Here is a 17,948-nt window from a genome sequence, read left to right on the forward strand (position 1 = left end):
CAGAATCCCGGGATGAGGGAGCACGGTCAAGAGATTTGGTTAGGAAACTTTCCCAATCATTCCGGGGTCATCCCCGGCCGCTCGGGGCGGTGCGGCCGACCGGGTCTGACGGGCTCCCCGTTCTTCTACCAGGCGGCGCAGTGCGGACCACCCCCGGGCGGCACGGAGGTGCCCCGCGATCCTGCCGGCCCTGCCGACCCGATTCGCAGCACCCGACCGCGCGCGGACCCGGCGATCACCCCGGGACTCGTTCCTGTCCTGCTCCCGCAGGCGGTCCGCCCAGGTGCTACTTGACGAGCGCGTGGAACTCCTCGAAGTCGAGGACGCGGTCGCGGTTGCCGTCCGCCGCCATCGCAAGAGTTCCTGCGGGCCCGGCGCGCACTGGTCCGCCCCGAGGACGAGGCCGGCCCGGTGAGACCAGCATGACCGCGGGTCAGCGCACCCTTCCGCGCGGCTTCAGCGGGATGTCGGGGAGCGAGGGTGCACGCAGCCGGGCACCGTCGTAGCCGTGCACGTCACCGAACCGCGAGCTCTTCTCCCAGTCGTTTCGTGCCTGGACGATCTCCTCGCCGGAGCGGCCGATGAAGTTCCACCACATGACGAGCTTCTCCGCGAACGGCTCGCCGCCGAGGAGCAGGACGGCGGCGTCGGTGCGGGCGAGGAGGGGGAGTTCGCGGCGGTCGGTGCCGAGGTAGAGCATGGAGCCGGGTTCGACGCGGACGCCGTCGACGTCGACGCTGCCGGACATGGAGAGCACGGCGTACTCGAAGCCGGGTTCGAGGGGGAGCTTGAGGTCGGCGCCCTCGGTGAGGGCGAGGTCGGCGCCGACGAGGGGGGTGTAGGCGGTGCCGGGGGAGGCGGCCGTGTCGAGGGTGCCGAGGATGACGGTGCCGCGCAGGCCGGGGGCGGTGACGACCGGCAGCTCGGTGTGGTGCTCGAAGGCGGGGGCGGTGTGGCGGTGGGCGTCCGGGAGGGCGACCCAGAGCTGCGCGCCCTCCAGGAAGCGGGCGTGCTCGCGCGGGGACTCCTCGGAGTGGGAGATCGCCCGGCCGGAGGTCATCAGGCCCAGCTCGTAGGGGCGGACGGTCTGCAGGCTGCCGAGGCTGTCGCGGTGCAGGACCTCGCCCTGGTGGAGCCAGCTCACGGTCTGCAGTCCCATGTGCGGGTGCGGCGGCACCTGCATGCCGGGCTCGTCGGCGATGTCGTCCGGGCCGTAGTGGTCGACGAAGCACCATGCGCCGACCATCCGGCGGCCGAGGTTGGGCAGCAGCCGGCGCACGACGGTGCTCTCGCCGAGCGGGACCTGGCGCCCGGTCAGCAGTTCGCGGACGGGGCCGGTGCCGGCCTCGCCGCCGCAGCGGGTGGGGGCGGGCTTGAGATCGAGGTTGCTCATGTCGCGGATCCACCACCGTACGGATCGGGGCCGGCCGGAGCCGGAGGGTCGTCGGCAACGATCATCCATCAACCGGGGGCGTTCCTCCACCCACGACGACCGGGTCCGGCGGCGGTGTGCGTCCGGGCCGGCGCAGGTCCGGACCGGCGTGCCCCGGGGCCCTCGGCGTGGCCCCGGGGTCCGGCATCGGGCCGCGGCCCTGGCCGCCGCCGCGGGTCAGTGCCCGCAGGCCCACCAGGCGTCCGCCGTCGCCGCGTCCGCGAGCGCGCGCAGCTTGGCGACGGCCTCGGCCGGGTCCTCCGCCCCGTACACCGCCGAACCGGCCACGAAGACGTCCGCCCCGGCCTCGGCGCAGCGCTCGATGGTGCTCGCCGAGACGCCGCCGTCGACCTGCAGCCACAGCTCCAGGCCGTGCTTGCCGATCAGCTCCCGGGTGCGGCGGATCTTCGGCAGCATGATGTCGAGGAACGCCTGCCCGCCGAAGCCCGGCTCGACGGTCATGATCAGCAGCATGTCCAGCTCGGGAAGCAGGTCCTCGTAGGGCTCGATCGGCGTGCCCGGCTTGAGCGCCATGGAGGCGCGGGCGCCCTTGGCCCGGATCTCGCGGGCGAGCCGGACGGGCGCGGCCGCGGCCTCCACGTGGAAGGTGACGGAGCCGGCGCCGGCCTCGACGTACTGGGGGGCCCAGCGGTCCGGGTCCTCGATCATCAGGTGGCAGTCGAGCGGGGTGTCGGTGGCGCGGGCCAGCGACTCGACGATCGGGACGCCCAGCGTCAGGTTGGGCACGAAGTGGTTGTCCATCACGTCGACGTGCAGCCAGTCCGAGCCCCTCACGGCCTCGGCCTCGTCGGCGAGCCGGGCGAAGTCCGCGGACAGGATGCTGGGGTTGATCTGCGCCATTACCGATGCCTTCGTACGAGGGTTCCGGTGCCGGGAGCGGGCACCTCGTCCCATCATCTCGCGGGGGACCGGCCGGGGCCGAACCGGACGGTTCCGGTCGGTGAGACCCCTCCGTGACCCTCATCACACCCCGAGCAGGGTTACCGCGACCGCCGCCGTGGTCATCAGCCCTGTGCAACACCCCGTTCTCCCGCTTCCGGTCCCGCTTTCGGGTCCTGGTCCGGGTCCGGCTCCGGGTCCGGCAAGAACACCGCCGGCACCGAACACCGCGCACCACCCGCTCGCCCGCGCACCATCCGCTCCCCAGTGCTCCCGGGGTCCCCCTGGTCCCCGTGCCCGCCCGAGGAAGGTCTTCCGTTGGCCGAACTGGTCCATCCCGCCCGCGCCCTGTGGTGGCTCTTCGAGCCGGTGCACGCCGTCACCTACTTCTCGCCCGAGGGCCGCGCCGCCTTCGAGGCCGCCGGGCTGCGCGGCACCTGGCGCGGCTACTTCGCGGGCCGCGCGGCACCGCTGGGCCCGGTGGACGCGCCGCCGGTGATCGCCGCCTTCTTCAGCTTCGCCCCCGCCATGGTGGAGCGCGCCCTGCCGGAAATCTGGAAGCTCGCGGACCCGGACGCCGCACTGGCCGCCCGGGTCGAGGGCTCCTCGGCGGCGCTCGCGCGACTGCTGGAGCACGTCGAACCCGAGCAGATCGAGCTGGTCGCCGACCTGCTGGAGCGGGCCGTCTCCCGACTGGACTGTGCCGGCCGGGTGCTGGCGGCGGCCAACGCCGCCCTTCCCCGCCCGGACGGCCTGTACGGGCGGCTCTGGCAGGCCGCCACCGTGATGCGCGAGCACCGGGGTGACGGCCACGTCGCAGCACTGGTCTCGGCCGGGCTGGACGGCTGCGAGGCGCTGGTGGTGCGCTGCGCCCTGGACGTCCGCCGCGACGTGCTGCAGCCGATGCGCGGCTGGAGCGACGAGCAGTGGGACGCGGCCACCGCCCGCCTGGTGGAACGCGGCTGGCTGACGGGGCACGGCACCATCACGGAGTGCGGGCGGATCCGCCACCAGTCCCTGGAAGCCGCCACCGACCTGGCCGCCGCCCGGGTCTGGGAGAACCACCCGCGCGCCGAACTTGACCGGCTCGCCGCCGCGCTCAAGCCGATCTCGGCGCTCTGTCGCAGCGCGCTGCCGCCGATCAACCCGATCGGACTGCCCGCCGCAACGGCCTGACGACGGCCGGGGTCACCCACCGCCCGGGCCGCTGCCGCCCGGCCAACGCCCGCCCGGTCACCGCCCGGGCGGGCCGCCTCGTCATTCCCCGTCGGCGGACCCGTCGGACGGCCCGGCAGCGGGCCCCTCGGCAGACCCCTCGGCGGACCCGGCGGCGGACCCGGCGGCGGACCCGGGCGGGCCGAGGACGATCCCCCGCCCCGCGTAGAACCGCTCGAACTGCCGCCACGGCACGTGCGCGTAGGCCTGCGAATCTCCCGCGAAGCCGGACGGGTTGTGGATCACCAGCGTCGTCCCCGTGGTGCCCACCGCCAGCACCAGGTGACCGCCGCGCCGCTGCGGGTCGGGCCCGGCCGGGTCGCGGATCGCGGGGTGCACCGACACCATGACCAGCCGCCCGCCGGCCACCTCCGCCGCCACCTGCGCTGGCGTCAACTCCCTTGCCTGCGCGGCCAGTCCCCAACGCTCGCGGACGTACGCGGCGAACGGCGTGTGGATCAGGCCGCGCAGCCGTTCGCCATCCCGCTCGTACGCGCCGGCCGCCAGGCACTCCCCCGCCAGCGGCACCGCCGCCGGAGCCACCCCCCACCAGTGGTCCAGCGCCATCCGCAGGCAGGCCACCCCGCAGAGCCGCCACGACCAGTACTCGTACTCCTCCGGCGTGGCCGCCCCCGACTCGCCCCAGCGCGGATCGTCCGCCGCACTCACCGCGCCGGCCACGATGTCCCGGACCAGGCCCGCCGACTCCCACTGCGCGTAGTACGGCACGTCGTGCACCACGGCCGGGCCACCGCTGTTCTGCTCCACCGTCCCCATCCCCCGACGCTCTCACGCCGGACGGGCGCACCCGCCCCGCGACACTCCCCTCCCCCGCCGCCACGGGCTGTCGGTGGTGCCCGCTAGGGTCGGTCTGATCATCCGGATCATGAAACACCACCCTGGGGGCCGGGCATGGGCATCGAGCAGGACTGGGACGGGCGCCTGCAGCTTGAGCCCTGGCAGCTGCCGGAGGGCTTGTCGCACCTGCCCAGCCGGGAGTTCCTGACGCAGGAGGGCCTCCCGGAGACCGCGGCCTTCCTCGACTTCTCCGGCCTCGACGCCACCGGGCTGGAGCCCTTCGCCGACGGCGGGGGCACCGGGGAGCACCTCTTCGTCCTCGGCGGGACGGCCTACCTCGCCGATCTCGCCCGCGAGGACGACGCCGTGGTCCTCGACGGGGTGACGGGTGAGGTCTTCCTCGCCGCCCACCGCACCGGGGCGCTCCGGCGCGACCTGCTCGCCACCGGCCTGTCCGCCCTGGTCGGGCTGATGCGCGAGGTCGATGTGGCGGCCCTGGCGGCGGAGGAGCGCGACGCGGTGGCCGGGGAGCGCGGGCCGGCGATCGTCGCGGAGGTGGCCCGGGTCGCGCGGGAGCGGCTGCGCGCGACCGATCCGGAGCTGTTCGCGCACTACGACGCCGCTCCCCCGCACTGGGAGACGGCCCTGCTGGTGCGCTCCCTCGCCTGGGGCGCACTCTCCGGCGAACCGGACGGGCTCGCGTACGAGCTCGGGCCGGAGCTGGTCGAGGACCTCGCCGCACTCACCGAGGACGGCGCCGTCCGCCGCTTTCGCCCGGAGGAGCTGCCGGACGGGCTCACCCACGGGCCGACCCGCCGGCTGCTCACCGTGGTCGGCCTGCCGACCGGCGGCCCCATGCTGGACGTCTCCGCCGACGGGCCGCTGGTCACCATGGTGGAGGCGTACCCGGACTACTTCGCCCCCGTCCCCGATGACGGACACGTCCGCGACGAGAGCCCCGTCCCCGACGACGATGCCTGGGAGCGCGACCATCAGCGCCACCATCTGGCCCTCGCCACCTGGCCGTACGACCTCGCGATAGCCCTCGACGGCGCCACCGGCCGGCTGGAGCTGCCCGCCTGGGACGACCCCGGCCTGCCCGCGGCCTACCTCAACCGGGACGTCTCCGCCCTGCTCTACACGCTCTGGACGTGCGAACGAATACGCGCCGAGTGGCGGTTGTGGGAGTACGGCGTCGCCAAGGACCGCTGGGAGGTCTTCGACCCGCAGTCACTGCTGAGCGGCGTGGGGGGGGGGGGGGGTGGCGGCCCCCCCCCCCCCCCCCCCCCCCCCCCCACGCCGCCTTCGCCGGCCCCGACCACTCCTGGCAGCTCCTCGCCGACGACGACCACATGGGCGGCCTGCTCTACTGAGCCTCCCCCTGCGCCGAAGCGGGCTCCCCCTCCGCCGTCTTCCCCGGCACCGTCGCGCCGCCCGCCTTCGGACCTGGCACCGTCGAGCCCTCCGCCGTCTTCCCCGCCGCCGTCGAGTCCTCCGCCTTCGAGCCCTCCGCCTTCGACCGGTAGGAGAACCGGTCCGCCGCCCGGCGCCCGCGGCGCTCGACCGGCAGCGAGCCGGTGGCCCCCGCCAGCCCGAACGGCGGCATGTCGAAGTAGATGGCCTCGTACGACCCCTCCGGCGCGACGTACGTCTCGTGCCAGAGCCCCACGTGCTGCCGGGTCTTCCCGCCCCGCACCTTGCGGTTGACGATCCCCCACACCTTGTGGTGGAAGGCGTCCGGTGCGGTGGCGTACGCGTACAGCTTCTCCTTCGACTCCCAGTACTGGACCACGTAGTAGGTGCGCGGGTTGGCGGTCAGCAGGACGCGTCCGCGCAGCCCGCGGTCCGGGGCCTTGGCCAGTTCGGCGAGCATCCGGAACATCGCCATCATCACCGGCCCCCAGTGATGGACGGCCCAGAAGCGGTTGATGCGCATGCCTATCAGCAGCACCACCGCGTCTCCAGTGGCGGCCGCGGTGGTGTATCCCGGAGTCGGTTTGGCGAACACGTCTGCCTCCAGTTGGCCCCTCGCTCCATGTAAGCGGTGATTACATCAGCGGGCGACAACCCGGTCAAGGCTCAGCGCAAAACCCAAATCCCTTGCTGTCAGGGGCGGTTCGCCACTCCCTGGCCGAAGGTGTCCAACACCTGCACCGCCAGCTCCTCGGCCTTCTCCGGCGGCAGGTACCCGTCGATGATCATCTGCGACAGCCCGTACACCAGGGCCTGCCCGGCCAGGCCCACCAGCGCCGGATCACCCGGCCGCAGCCGGCCCGCCTCCTGGTCCGCGACGATGTACCCGATGAGCGCCTCGTCGATCCCCGACAGCCGCTGCTGCAACTCCGGCTGCCGCGACGGCGTGAACACCCGTGCCCGGACCAGCTCGAACCGGTGCGGGTGCCGGATCGCGTACCGGATGAAGCCCAGCCCGCTCGCCCGCATCGCCGCCCCCTCGCTGCCCTCGACCTCCGCCCGCTGCCACCGCTCGAAGTCCGCGAGCACCTGGTCCGCCAAGGCCGTCAACAACGCCTGCCGGTCCGCGAAATGGCGGAACGGTGCCCCCGCAGACACCCCCGCCCGCCGCGCCACCTCCCGCATGCTGACCGCACCCAGCCCCTCCTCGTCCAGCACCTCGAACGCCGCCGCCACCAGCGCCTGGGGCAGCGACCCGTGGTGATAACTGCCCCGCCGGGCAGGCCTCTCCGTCATGCCTGCAGTGCTACCACAGCGGCCCGCACCTTCAGGAACCGTCCACCCACCGATGGGAGTCCACCTGCCCTCCCACTCCGGCCTAACTCGCCGCGTGGTTCAGAGGCCACTGGGACATCGAGAACCTCCTGCACCACGTCCGCGACCGCGCCTTCCGCGAGGACGACTCCAGGAGCCCCCGCAGCCACCCCGAATACGGTCCCGTCGGGGGCCGAGGCGCAGACCCGGCCGCCCCGACCACGGGCGCGGAAGCCTGTCGCAGAAGATAACGCTTGCGTCACGACCAGAGATCGCGTGCAGCAGTCGCGAGTCGGGCTCCGTCAGGTTGAGCGGGGGAGCCAAGGGGGCTTCGGGAGAGGCGAAGATGCTCAAGAGACACGAGCCGGGTGACCATGCGAACCGCTGACGTCCCTGCCTTCACGGCATTCGTGCATGCACGGTCGTCGGCCCTCTTCAGGACCGCACTGCTGCTCACCGGCGAGCGTCATGCGGCCGACGATCTGGTGCAGTCCACGCTGGAGCAGGTCTGTCGGCACTGGCGCCGGATTCGCTCCGCCGACGCACCGGAGGCCTACGCACGCCGGATCCTGGTGAACCTCGCCAACGACCGCTGGCGCAAACTACGCGGACGTGCGGAAGTACCCCTGGACGACGGCATCGGGGACGGGTACGTCGATCCGTACAAAGGTCTCGTGGTCCGCGACGAGTTGATGCGTGAGCTGCAGTCCCTGCCGATCGGCATGCGCACCGTACTGGTGCTGCGGTACTTCGAAGATCTCGACGACGCGGAGATCGGCCACTTGATGAACATCTCGGCCGGCTCGGTCCGATCCCAGGTGGCCCGGGGCCTGTCGAAACTCCGGTCGACCGTCGATGCACAGGCACTGCACGCACGTTCGGAAGGGGCGGCATGAAGGACTACGACCTGGAGGAGGAGCTGGCCGCGGCCATGCTCGACCGTTCACGGCAGGAACCGCCGCGCAGCTACGACGTCGATGATCTCATCGGGTCGGTACGGCAACGCCGCCGGCGCCTGCAGACAGGTGCGGCGGCGGCCGTGGTGATCGTGGCCCTGGGCGCTGGCTTCTTGTCTCAAGCGGATCACGACCGCGCCTCGGTGCCCGTACAGGCATCGACCGCGCCGAGTGCCGATATGCCTCCTCCACCCCCGCCCATCCAGCCGTCCTCGCCCACGGCTTCGGCATCGGCTTCGACACCGGCTTCGACACCGGCCGACCCGGCCCGGACGACGAACACCCTGTTCCTCTCTGCCCTGCGCTACCAGAATCCGGCCACCCGCTCTGCGGTGGATCCGGCAGAGGTGGCGGCATTGTTCGCCAACGAGTCCACGTACCAACGGATCTGGGGCGCTGACTCCCGCGGTGTGACCTGCGGTGCCTTGGTCGACGGCGTGCTGGCGTCGGGTGAGGTCTTGCTGTACCAGGGGACTGAACGGCTCGACCGGACCCCTTCCGTGGACTTCGACGGGGCCACGGGGAAGGTGACCGGCCTGACCTGCACAACGGTCGCCGGAGACAGCAAGGGGGGCGACCCTACGGTTTCCGGCTTCTACGGCGGGCTGGTGGCGGCCACCAAGTCCGGAGACTCCACCGCCGCGGCAAGGCTCGGGAAGCAGTTCGTGACCGCACAGCTTCGATCCGACCAGGGCCCGACCGCCGGCACGTGCTCCTTCACCACCCCCCCTTTCTGGCTCGCCCACAACCCCTCGTCCGGAACTCTCACCCACGGATGGACCGTGAACCTCGGCGGCCACCACGACTTCCCGATCGAGATCGACGAGACAGCGGAGATCGCCAGATCTTGCGGCGGCTGAGCCGCACCAGTCGCCACTGAGGCAGACGACACCGGACCGAGCACGCACGGCGGCGCGTCCGGAAACCCCTACACGCCCTTACCGGCCAATAGGCGATGTCCGCGTGCCCGGACGTCGGAAAGCGAGTGCCCGCATGAAGCATCGGACAGCCTTCCTCATACCCGCACTCGTGGGCGCCGCCATGGTGGCCCACGTCCTGATCCCGACCTCGGGTCCCGCCGAGGGCGCCTCTCCCGGCCCACTGCCGACGTCAACCCCGTCAACCCCGTCAACCCCGTCAACCCCGTCAACCCCGTCAACGCCAGGCCCGCTTTCCGAGCCAGCACTTGCCGCCACGGGTACGACAACGCCGGAACAGGCCGTGCGCCTCGCGCTCGACGGGCTCGGGGTGCACCACGGCCAGTACGCTCTCGCCGTCGAGGACCTCACCTCGGGCCGCTCTGCCGCCTACGGTTCGTCCACCGAGACCTTCACCTCCGCGAGCATCATCAAAGTCAACATTCTGGCCGCCCTGCTGCTGCAGACGCAGGACCGCGGAGGCCGGCTCAGCTCTGCTCAGCGACAGCTGGCCTCCGACATGATCCGCGTCAGCGACAACGACGCGGCGCAGAAACTCTGGATCGACATCGGCAGACGCCAAGGTCTGGACGCGGCCAACGCCCGACTCGGACTCACCCCGGCGCACGCCGGCCAAAGGGGAGCCTGGGGACTGACCCGGACCACGGCCCGTGACCAAATCTCCCTCCTGAAGGCCGTGTTCACGCCGGACTCCCCCTTGAACGCCGCATCCCGGTCGTACATACGGGCTCTCATGAGCGCCGTCACCGACGGACAGAACTGGGGCGTCGGCGCAGCGGGAGCGCCCGGCGACCTGCCCGTACTCAAGAACGGCTGGCTCCCGGACGGGATGCCTCAGCTATGGGTCGTCAACAGCGTGGGCATCGTCGAACGTGCGGGACACACGCTGCTCGTCGTCGTACTGACCGACGGTCAGCCCACGCGGGAGACCGGCATCGCACTCATCGAGCAGACCGCAGCGACCGCGGTCGAGGCACTGGTGCGCACGCCCTGAAAACCCTCTCGTCCATGCGGTGCCGGCGTCGCAGACGCCCCTCGGCCCCAGGAGAGCAGAGCAAGGCAGTTCGGGCAGACACGATCCTTGCCATACAACGGATATGACGCCATGTCACTCACGAGACCGGCGAACCGGACCAATCCCAATCACGCAATGCCCCCGGTATGGCCCGGTCCGCTCATCATGGATCAACAGGAGTCTGCGGCCACCTTGATGTGGGCACCGGCGGCCCGCCCGGCAGAGCCTCAAATACCCCGTGGTTACCTCGCCGCCTTCGGCACGGTCCACATCTCGCCCTACCCGGGACCGCCGACTGGCCGCCGGGGCCCGGCGGCGAGGTGGCCGGGGCGGAGCTGAACCCGGCGGGCCCCGGCCCCGGTCCGGTGAACGGGCCGGGGCCGGGACAGACCGCGCGGCTACCAGGCGTAGTCCTCCGGGGCGGGCTGGTGGCCGGGGAAGATCTCGTCCAGCCGGTCGAGCGTCTTCTGGTCGAGCTTGACGTCGAGCGCTCCCACCGCCGCGTCGAGGTGCGCGAGCGTGCGGGGGCCGACGATCGGCGCCGTGACGGCCGGGCGGCTGAGCAGCCAGGCGAGGGCGAGGTCGCCGGGCTCGGTGCCGAGTTCGGCGGCGAAGTCCTCGTAGGCCTGGATGCGGTCGCGGTTGGCCGCGAGGATCTCGGCGGCGTGTCCCATGGCGCCGCGGACGGCGGTGCCCTCGCGCTCCTTGCGCAGGACGCCGCCGAGCAGGCCGCTGCGGAGCGGGCTCCACGGCAGCAGGCCGAGGCCGTAGTGCTGGAGGGCGGGGATGACCTCCAGTTCGACGGTGCGGTCGATCAGGTTGTAGAGGGACTGCTCGCTGACCAGGCCGAGGAAGTGCCGGGCGCGGGCGGCTTCCTGGGCCTGCGCGAGGTGCCACCCGGCGAAGTTGCTGGAGCCGACGTAGATGATCTTGCCCTGGGCGACCAGGACCTCCATCGCCTGCCAGATCTCCTCCCAGGGCGTGTCCCGGTCGATGTGGTGCATCTGGTAGAGGTCGATGTGGTCGGTGTTGAGCCGGCGCAGGCTCCCCTCGACCGCGCGGCGGATGGCGAGGGCGGAGAGGCGGCCCTCGTTGGGCCATTCGCCCATCGGGGCGTACGCCTTGGTGGCGAGCACGGTCCGCTCGCGACGGCCGCCGCCCTGGGCGAACCATCTGCCGATGAACTCCTCGGTGCGGCCCTTCAGCTTGCCCTCGCCGTCACGGCCGTACGCGTTGGCCGTGTCGAAGAAGTTGATGCCCCGCTCGTGGGCGGTGTCCATGATCAGGTGGGCATCCGGCTCCTCGGTGTGCGGGCCGAAGTTCATGGTGCCCAGGCAGAGACGGGAGACGGTGAGGCCGGTGCGGCCGAGGTGGGTGAACTCCATGCCGCCCACCTTCGGCCGCACCGGCGCCGGTGTCCAGCACATTCCGCGGGGCGGACGGAAGCCGGGCCGAAGATCGTCCGAAACGGCCGCCGCACGGCGGGAATGTGGCGCACGGAGCCGGAAGACGGCACCTCACCGCCCGTGCATGGCGAACTTCCGTACGGCGAGCGGCCCGCAGACCGTCAGCAGCACCGCGCACCAGAGCAGCGTCGCGAGTACGGCGTGCTGCATCGGCCAGGCGTTGCCGGGCGCGGACGGGTTGCCGAACAGTTCGCGACAGGCCTGCACCACGGCACTGATCGGGTTCCAGTCGGCGATCACCCGCAGCCAGCCGGGCATGCCGCCGGTGGGCACGTACGCATTGGTGACCATCGCCAACGGGAAGACCACGACGGCGAGTTGGCCGGCCGCCTCCTCCTTGCCGACGGCCAGCCCGAGGAGGGTGCCGACCCAGGTCATCACGAAGCGGAACAGCAGCAGCAGTGCGAACGCCCCTGCGGCGTCGGCCGGTCCGCCCCTGATCCGCCACCCCGCCACGAGCCCGACGACGGCGAGCAGCGCCAACACCACCAGGCTGACCAGGAAGTCCGCGAGGGTCTGCCCGAGCAGCAGGCCCGTCCGCGAGACGGGCATCGAACGGAGCCGGTCGGTGACCCCGCGCCCGACGTCCCGGGCGGCACCGACCATGGTGGGCATGACGCCGTTGACGGCCACCATGGCGAACAGCCCGGGCATCAGGAACTCCCGGTAGTTCCCGCCGCCCGGCACCTGCATGGCACTGCCGAAGACGTAGCCGAAGACCACCACCATCACCACCGGCACGGTCAGCGATGCGGCCAACAGACCGGGCGAGTGGCGGTAGTTGATCAGCACCCGGAGCATCGAGGACCAGGCGTCCAAGGCCAGCCGGACCGGCGCGGAGAGGGTCGGGCCCGGCACGGAGAGCGCGGGCCGAGCAGCGGACGCGGCCATCAGGCGGCCCTCCCCGGGGCGGATCGGGCGGTGAGCGCGAGGAAGACGTCGTCCAGCGACGGCGGCCGCAGCGCGACGTCCTGCGCGACCACCCCCGCCGCGTCCAACTCCCGCACCAGCCGCGGCAGCAGCACCTCCACACCGGGCCGGGTGACGACCGCGACGGTCCGCTCGACCTGGTCGACCACGACGTCCCCGCTCTCCGCCAGGGCTGCCAGCACCACGGCGGCGGCGCCGAGTCGGCCGGCCTCCGGGAGGGTGACCGCGATCCGGGTGCCGATCGCCGCCTTGAGCCGCTGCGGCGGCCCGGTGGCGATGGCGGCGCCGTGGTCGATCACCACGATGTCGTCGGCGAGCCGGTCGGCCTCCTCCAGGTACTGGGTGGTGAGGAGCACGGTGGTGCCGCCGTCGGCCAACTCCTTGACGCCGGCCCAGATCTCCTGCCGGCTGCGCGGGTCGAGGCCGGTGGTCGGCTCGTCCAGGAAGAGCACCGGCGGGCTGGTCACCAGACTGGCGACGAGGTCGAGGCGGCGCCGCATGCCACCGGAGTAGGTGCGGACGAGGCGGTCGCCGGCCTCGGCGAGGCCGAACCGTTCGAGCAGCTCGCCGGCGCGGGCCCGGGCGGCCCGGGCGCCGAGGTGGTGCAGCCGGCCGAGCAGCTGCAGGTTGTCGCGGCCGGTGATGCCCTCGTCGACGGCGGCGTGCTGCCCGGCCAGCCCGATGCTGCGCCGGACCGCCTCGGCCTCGCGCACCACGTCGTACCCGGCGACCCGGGCGGTGCCGCGGTCGGGGGCGACCAGGGTGGCGAGGACGCGGACGGCGGTGGTCTTGCCCGCACCGTTGGGGCCGAGCAGGCCGCAGACGGTCCCGGCCGGGACGGTGAGGTCGAGGCCGCGCAAGGCCTCGGTGCCTCCGGAGGCGGTTCGGGCGGTGCTCCCGGAGGCGCCTCCGCCGGTGGCTCCGGGCCGGGTGCCGGAGCGGGCTCCGAATCGTTTCGCCACGTCCGTCATCTCGACGGCGGGCCCGCGGGTCGCTGGCATGGCTCTGCCCCTCTGCTAGGTACAGCGTACGTAGAAGCGCGCGCCCACGCATCGTACTACGTACGCCGTACGTATCTAAGATGGGTAACCGAGGTGATCTTCCAGTGCCGTCCAGCAAGCCCCGCGCCGGCTCTTCGTCCGCGCTCCCCGAGCCTCCCGAGGCCCCCGAGCTGATCTGGCTGCGCCCCGAGCGCACCGGCCGCGGCCCGAAGCCGGCCCACAGCCGCGCCTCGATCGCCGCCGCGGCCATCGAGATCGCCGACGCCGAGGGGCTGGACGCCGCGTCCATGCGCCGGGTCGCGGCGGCGCTCGGAGCGGGGACGATGTCGCTCTACAACTACGTGCCGAAGAAGGAGCACCTGCTCGACCTGATGCTCGACGCGGTCGCCGGCGAGTACGACTACAGCGGCCTCGCCCCGACCGGCGACTGCCGCGCGGACCTGCGCCGGCTCGCCCACGCGCAGCTCGCCCTCATGCGGCGCCACCCCTGGCTGCCCGCGCTGGTCATCGCCCGCCCCGGCATCGGCCCCAACGCGCTGCGCTACACCGATCACTTCCTCGCCGTCACCGAACCGAGCGGCCTCGACGGTGGCGCCCGGATGGAGGCGATGTCCCTGTTCAACGGCTTCGTCTGCCAGTACGCCCAGTACGAGCGGACCGGTGCGGCGGGCGCCAAGTGGCAGGGAGAGCTCGTGGGTTACCTCACCAGGGCCGCGGTGAGCGGCGAATACCCCCACCTGGCCGCGGCCTTCGCCACGGCCGGCCCGCCCGCGGACCCGGACACGGCGTTCGACCGTTCACTGCACCGCGTGATCACGGCCGCGCTGACCCCGGTGACGAAGAGCTGACCGCCCGTCCGGGACTCCGGACGGGCGGCACGCGCGCGAGGGCCACCCGGCCGGCGGGGACGCGGGAACCACCGGCGGGCAGGGACGCGGAGACTCCTGGCCGGCGGGACGCGGGAACTACCGGCGGGCGGGCTGCCGACTGCCCGGGACGAGGAACCAGAGCAGCCAGGCCCCGGTGCCCAGCACCAGCATGTTGACGGCCATCGCCACCGGCGCCTCGCCGAATCCCAGCTGGCTCGAACCCAGCCACTGCGCGACGACGACCTTGGTGAGGAAGAAGAGGGCGAGGTTTCCCGCCACGGTGGCCGCCCAGACCGCTGCCGGATGCCACCGGGGGCGGGGCAGGGCGTTCAGGAGGGAGAGCACGGCGGTCACGAGGAGGGCATGGGGCACGAACGCGTCGGGGATGGTGCCCAGGTAGTTCCAGGGCAGTACGGACCCGATGACCCAGATCAGCCCCATACAGCCCACGAACCGCACCAGCATCGCCCCGACCGCGCTCGGGGCCGGGTGCTCGCCGGCCGGTGGCGGCGAGGCCACGGCGGGCGCGGAGGGGATGGGGGGCGTTGTCTGCCCCGCGAACGCGGCAGGCCCGGCCTGCGGCGGAAGCCACGCGCCGCCGGGCGCCGCCTGCGGCATTCCGGGCGACGGCTGCGGGGCCGTCGCCGGCTGCACCGGCCCGTACCACCCGCCCCCGGCCGCATCGGGAGCCGTCGGCGTCGGAACGGCCGCACCCGTCCGCGCCAGCGCGTCCAGCGCCGTCAGGGCCTGTTCCGCCGTGGGCCGCCGCGCCGGGTCCTTGGCCAGCAGCGCGCCCAGGACCGGCGTCAGCCCGCCCGCCCGGACCGGCAGCCGCGGCTCCTTGGTCACCACGGCCACGCACAGCGCGCCGAAGGTGTCCCCGCTGAACGGCGTCTCGCCCTCGACCGCCGCGTACAGCGTCGCCCCGAGCGACCACAGGTCGTTGGCGGCCGCCGCCGGCTTCCCCTCCAGTTGCTCGGGGGCCATGTAGGCGGGCGTGCCGATCACCGCGCCGGTGCGGGTGAGCGCCGTGGTGGCGTCGGCCATGTGCGCGATGCCGAAGTCGGTGAGGATCACCCGGTCGCCCATGAGCAGGACGTTGTCCGGCTTGAGGTCGCGGTGGACGATGCCGGCGGCGTGCGCCTGCTGGAGCGCCTTGACCATCGCCGCGCCGATCTCGGCGACCCGCGCCACCGGCAGCGCGCCGTCGCGGGCGATGGCGGCGGCCAGCGAGATCCCGGTGACGAACTCCATCACGATGACCGGCGCACCTTCGTGCTCGGCGACGTCGTGCACGGTGATGATCCCGGGGTGGTTGAGCCGCGCGGCGGCCCGCGCCTCGCGCAGCACGCGCTGGACGAGCTGCTCGCGCTCGGCGTCGGTGACGCCCTGTGGGAGCAGGACCTCCTTCACGGCGACGTCGCGGCCCAGGGTGGTGTCCCACCCGCGCCAGACCCGCCCCATGCCGCCCTGACCGATCAGCTCCTGGAGCTGGTACCGGCCCCCGATCAGCGCCCCGTTCACCCCTGTCACGGGGCTCACCCTAGCGCCACGCCACCGCGGCGCAGGCTTCACCTCGTCAAATCGTTTCCGGCCGGGGCCCGGTGCCCCGTACGGTGGCCTCGCCGACGATCTCGGCCGCCACAGCAGTACGGCGGCCACGTACCCGATGAAGCGGCCTCGGACCCGACGAGGGCGGCCACCCGCCCGACGGGGTGGACCCGCCCGAGGGACGGCCGGGTGCCCCGACGGGCCGGCCACCCGCTCGGCCGGGCGGCCACCCGGCCGCCGAGGCTGCCACGCACCCCGACGAACAGGACGAGCACCATGCAGCACCACCACGGCTGGGCCGACGAGCGGTTCGGCGCCGTCGCCGACGCGTTCGCACGCAACTACGCCGACTTCCCCGAACTCGGCTCCGCCGTCACGGTGTTCTCCGGCGGCCGCAAGGTGGTCGAGCTGTGGGGCGGCGTCGCGGACGAACGGACCGGCCGGGCGTGGGCGGCCGACACCCTCGTCCCCGTGTTCTCCTGCGCCAAGGGCCTCGTCGCCGTCTCCGCCCACCTGCTCGCCCAGCAGGGCCGGCTGGACCTCGACGCCCCGGTGAGCCGGTACTGGCCCGAGTTCGCGCAGCACGGCAAGGAGGCGATCACCTGCCGGATGGTGCTCGGCCACCGGGCCGGAATCCCGGCCCTGGACGCCGTGCTGAGCTTCGAGGAGATCGCCGCCTGGACGCCGGTCGTCCGGGCGATCGAGGAGCAGAAGCCGCTCTGGGAGCCCGGGACCACCTACGAGTACCACGGCCATGTGCTCGGCTTCCTGATCGGCGAGGTGATCCGCCGGATCACCGGTCTCACCCCCGGCGCGTTCTTCCGCCAGGCGGTCGGCGACCCGCTCGGCCTGGACGCCTGGATCGGCCTGCCCGCCACCGAACTCGGCCGCCTGGCCAGGCTGGTGGAGGCCGAGGGGCGCCGTCCGATGCCCGGGCCGGAGCACCTGCTCACCCGGATCGTGACGATGAACGGTGCGCTGGTCTTCCCCGGCCTGGACGTGCCGCACGGCTGGAACGACCCCGGCCTGCACGCCATCGAGCTGCCCGGCGCGGGTGCCGTCGCCTCCGCCACCGGCCTGGCCGGGCTGTACGCGGCCGCCGTCACCGGCGTCGAAGGAGGCCCGGACGGGAAGGCCGAGCGGCTGCTCTCCCCCGCCACCGTGACCGACGCGCTCCGTGAACTCTCCTCCGGGGCAGGCTTCCTGGGCTTCGACATGGGCGCCCGCTGGGGCTCCGGCGTGCTGCTGGACTCCCCCTCGTTCCGCCCGATGCTCGGCGCCCGGAGCTTCGGCAACGACGGCGCGGGCGGCCAGTTCGCCTTCGGCGACGACGAGTTCGGCGTCGGGTTCGCGTACGTCGCCAACCGCATGATCGGCCACGGCGACGCGCGCGCCAACCGCCTGATCGAGGCGGTCCGCGACAGCCTCGGCGGCTGAGCGGCCGGCGCGCCCCCGCCTCGCCACCACCTCCACGCCCCCGCGAGCCGACCGGCTGATTGACCCACACATCCGCGTCGGAAATGCACCAGTCGGTGGGCCACCCATCCACCTAGGCTCGTTCCCATGACAACCGTTCAGATCCCGCAGCGCATGGACTTCCCCGCCGTCGCCCCCAAGGTCTTCCGGGCCGTCCTGGCCATGGACGCCGCCGCCCGCGAGGGCCTGGACCCGGTGCTGGTCGAGCTGGTGCAGATCCGCACCTCCCAGGTCAACCGCTGCGCCTACTGCATCGACTACCACACCGGTGACGCACGGAAGGCGGGCGAGGCCGAGGACCGCATCTACCAGCTCTCGGCGTGGGAGGAGTCGAGCCTCTACACCGCCAAGGAGCGTGCGGCCCTCGCGCTGGCCGAGGCCGTCACCCTGCTGCCGCAGGGCGTCTCGGACGCGGTGTACGCGGAGGCGGCGGAGCAGTTCGAAGAGAAGGAGCTGGCCCAGCTGATCGCGCTGATCTTCACGGTCAACGCCTGGAACCGGATGAACGTCTCCACCCGCAGGACCCCGGGTGCGGCATAGCCGTACCGGGGGAGGGGGGGGGGGGGGGGGGGGGGGGGGTGCAACTTCTCGTTTTGCCTTACCGGCAGCTGCACAGCCTCCAGAAACCACCACCCTCCTCCGCGGAGGTGCTTTCCCTCCCCCCCGCCGCACGT

Annotated in this window: 16 protein-coding genes and 1 pseudogene; 8 read left to right on the plus strand and 9 right to left on the minus strand. The window is 72.9% G+C overall.

The window, feature by feature from the left end; translation table 11 throughout:
* Positions 1–433: 433 nt before the first annotated feature.
* A complete protein-coding gene (locus tag ACZ5WK_RS01795) occupies positions 434–1,393 on the minus strand; it encodes a pirin family protein (RefSeq protein ID WP_465543916.1) in 960 nt (319 codons plus the stop codon).
* Between the two features lie 216 nt (positions 1,394–1,609).
* On the minus strand, positions 1,610–2,293 hold the full coding sequence (gene rpe / locus ACZ5WK_RS01800) for a ribulose-phosphate 3-epimerase (RefSeq protein WP_465543918.1): 684 nt from the start codon (positions 2,291–2,293) through the stop codon (positions 1,610–1,612).
* 357 nt (positions 2,294–2,650) lie between these two features.
* On the opposite strand from rpe, the gene ACZ5WK_RS01805 reads away from it, so the two are divergent.
* Positions 2,651–3,508 (plus strand): SCO6745 family protein, encoded by an 858-nt coding sequence (locus tag ACZ5WK_RS01805; RefSeq protein WP_465543920.1) that lies wholly within the window; start codon positions 2,651–2,653, stop codon positions 3,506–3,508.
* Between the two features lie 81 nt (positions 3,509–3,589).
* Here ACZ5WK_RS01805 and ACZ5WK_RS01810 read toward each other — a convergent pair whose 3' ends face one another.
* Positions 3,590–4,315, minus strand: a complete 726-nt coding sequence (locus ACZ5WK_RS01810) for a C39 family peptidase (RefSeq protein WP_465543922.1) — start codon at positions 4,313–4,315, stop codon at positions 3,590–3,592.
* Positions 4,316–4,459: 144 nt separating this feature from the next.
* On the opposite strand from ACZ5WK_RS01810, the pseudogene ACZ5WK_RS01815 reads away from it, so the two are divergent.
* Positions 4,460–5,503 (plus strand): annotated as a pseudogene (locus ACZ5WK_RS01815) (SUKH-4 family immunity protein); the annotation flags it as partial.
* Positions 5,504–5,711: 208 nt separating this feature from the next.
* Here the strand turns inward: ACZ5WK_RS01815 and ACZ5WK_RS01820 are convergent.
* Entirely contained in the window at positions 5,712–6,353 is a 642-nt protein-coding gene (locus tag ACZ5WK_RS01820; protein ID WP_465543924.1) for a DUF4188 domain-containing protein, read from the minus strand.
* Positions 6,354–6,451: 98 nt separating this feature from the next.
* A complete protein-coding gene (locus tag ACZ5WK_RS01825) occupies positions 6,452–7,054 on the minus strand; it encodes a TetR/AcrR family transcriptional regulator (RefSeq protein ID WP_396321587.1) in 603 nt (200 codons plus the stop codon).
* 392 nt (positions 7,055–7,446) lie between these two features.
* Between ACZ5WK_RS01825 and ACZ5WK_RS01830 the strand changes: the two genes are divergently transcribed.
* The 3 genes from ACZ5WK_RS01830 to ACZ5WK_RS01840 all read left to right on the plus strand — a co-directional run bounded on the left by ACZ5WK_RS01830 (position 7,447) and on the right by ACZ5WK_RS01840 (position 9,960).
* Positions 7,447–7,968 (plus strand): SigE family RNA polymerase sigma factor, encoded by a 522-nt coding sequence (locus ACZ5WK_RS01830; protein ID WP_465544344.1) that lies wholly within the window; start codon positions 7,447–7,449, stop codon positions 7,966–7,968.
* Positions 7,965–8,888: a hypothetical protein gene (locus tag ACZ5WK_RS01835; RefSeq protein WP_465543926.1), complete on the plus strand. Its 924-nt coding sequence runs from the start codon at positions 7,965–7,967 to the stop codon at positions 8,886–8,888. The genes ACZ5WK_RS01830 and ACZ5WK_RS01835 overlap by 4 nt, the downstream gene beginning before the upstream one ends.
* 361 nt (positions 8,889–9,249) lie before the next feature.
* Entirely contained in the window at positions 9,250–9,960 is a 711-nt protein-coding gene (locus ACZ5WK_RS01840) for a serine hydrolase (protein ID WP_465543928.1), read from the plus strand.
* A 419-nt stretch (positions 9,961–10,379) separates the two neighbouring features.
* On the opposite strand, the gene ACZ5WK_RS01845 is transcribed toward ACZ5WK_RS01840, so the two are convergent.
* From ACZ5WK_RS01845 to ACZ5WK_RS01855, 3 genes are all read right to left on the minus strand, one after another.
* Positions 10,380–11,366 (minus strand): aldo/keto reductase, encoded by a 987-nt coding sequence (locus ACZ5WK_RS01845; RefSeq protein WP_465543930.1) that lies wholly within the window; start codon positions 11,364–11,366, stop codon positions 10,380–10,382.
* Positions 11,367–11,498: 132 nt separating this feature from the next.
* Positions 11,499–12,338: an ABC transporter permease gene (locus tag ACZ5WK_RS01850; protein WP_465543932.1), complete on the minus strand. Its 840-nt coding sequence runs from the start codon at positions 12,336–12,338 to the stop codon at positions 11,499–11,501.
* Positions 12,338–13,378 (minus strand): ATP-binding cassette domain-containing protein, encoded by a 1,041-nt coding sequence (locus tag ACZ5WK_RS01855; protein WP_465543934.1) that lies wholly within the window; start codon positions 13,376–13,378, stop codon positions 12,338–12,340. Before ACZ5WK_RS01855 ends, ACZ5WK_RS01850 begins: the two co-directional genes overlap by 1 nt.
* Positions 13,379–13,482: 104 nt before the next feature.
* Between ACZ5WK_RS01855 and ACZ5WK_RS01860 the strand changes: the two genes are divergently transcribed.
* Entirely contained in the window at positions 13,483–14,226 is a 744-nt protein-coding gene (locus ACZ5WK_RS01860; protein ID WP_465543936.1) for a TetR/AcrR family transcriptional regulator, read from the plus strand.
* Positions 14,227–14,343: 117 nt separating this feature from the next.
* Here ACZ5WK_RS01860 and ACZ5WK_RS01865 read toward each other — a convergent pair whose 3' ends face one another.
* Positions 14,344–15,780, minus strand: a complete 1,437-nt coding sequence (locus tag ACZ5WK_RS01865) for a serine/threonine-protein kinase (RefSeq protein ID WP_465543938.1) — start codon at positions 15,778–15,780, stop codon at positions 14,344–14,346.
* A 294-nt stretch (positions 15,781–16,074) separates the two neighbouring features.
* Between ACZ5WK_RS01865 and ACZ5WK_RS01870 the strand changes: the two genes are divergently transcribed.
* Together ACZ5WK_RS01870 and ACZ5WK_RS01875 are read left to right on the plus strand one after the other, a co-directional pair.
* Complete coding sequence (locus ACZ5WK_RS01870; RefSeq protein WP_465543940.1) at positions 16,075–17,235, plus strand: serine hydrolase domain-containing protein; 1,161 nt, start codon at positions 16,075–16,077, stop codon at positions 17,233–17,235.
* Between the two features lie 126 nt (positions 17,236–17,361).
* Positions 17,362–17,814, plus strand: a complete 453-nt coding sequence (locus ACZ5WK_RS01875) for a carboxymuconolactone decarboxylase family protein (RefSeq protein ID WP_465543942.1) — start codon at positions 17,362–17,364, stop codon at positions 17,812–17,814.
* The last annotated feature ends 134 nt before the right edge of the window (positions 17,815–17,948 follow it).

The sequence above is a fragment of the Kitasatospora sp. NPDC032757 genome (assembly GCF_055579305.1).

Excerpts from the sequence above, each read along its gene's own strand:
- ACZ5WK_RS01795 (WP_465543916.1), bottom strand. The coding sequence starts at position 1,393 with ATGAGCAACCTCGATCTCAAGCCCGCCCCCACCCGCTGCGGCGGCGAG.
- rpe (WP_465543918.1), bottom strand. The coding sequence starts at position 2,293 with ATGGCGCAGATCAACCCCAGCATCCTGTCCGCGGACTTCGCCCGGCTC.
- ACZ5WK_RS01825 (WP_396321587.1), bottom strand. The coding sequence starts at position 7,054 with ATGACGGAGAGGCCTGCCCGGCGGGGCAGTTATCACCACGGGTCGCTG.
- ACZ5WK_RS01830 (WP_465544344.1), top strand. The coding sequence starts at position 7,447 with ATGCGAACCGCTGACGTCCCTGCCTTCACGGCATTCGTGCATGCACGG.
- ACZ5WK_RS01835 (WP_465543926.1), top strand. The coding sequence starts at position 7,965 with ATGAAGGACTACGACCTGGAGGAGGAGCTGGCCGCGGCCATGCTCGAC.
- ACZ5WK_RS01845 (WP_465543930.1), bottom strand. The coding sequence starts at position 11,366 with ATGGAGTTCACCCACCTCGGCCGCACCGGCCTCACCGTCTCCCGTCTC.
- ACZ5WK_RS01850 (WP_465543932.1), bottom strand. The coding sequence starts at position 12,338 with ATGGCCGCGTCCGCTGCTCGGCCCGCGCTCTCCGTGCCGGGCCCGACC.
- ACZ5WK_RS01855 (WP_465543934.1), bottom strand. The coding sequence starts at position 13,378 with ATGCCAGCGACCCGCGGGCCCGCCGTCGAGATGACGGACGTGGCGAAA.
- ACZ5WK_RS01870 (WP_465543940.1), top strand. The coding sequence starts at position 16,075 with ATGCAGCACCACCACGGCTGGGCCGACGAGCGGTTCGGCGCCGTCGCC.
- ACZ5WK_RS01875 (WP_465543942.1), top strand. The coding sequence starts at position 17,362 with ATGACAACCGTTCAGATCCCGCAGCGCATGGACTTCCCCGCCGTCGCC.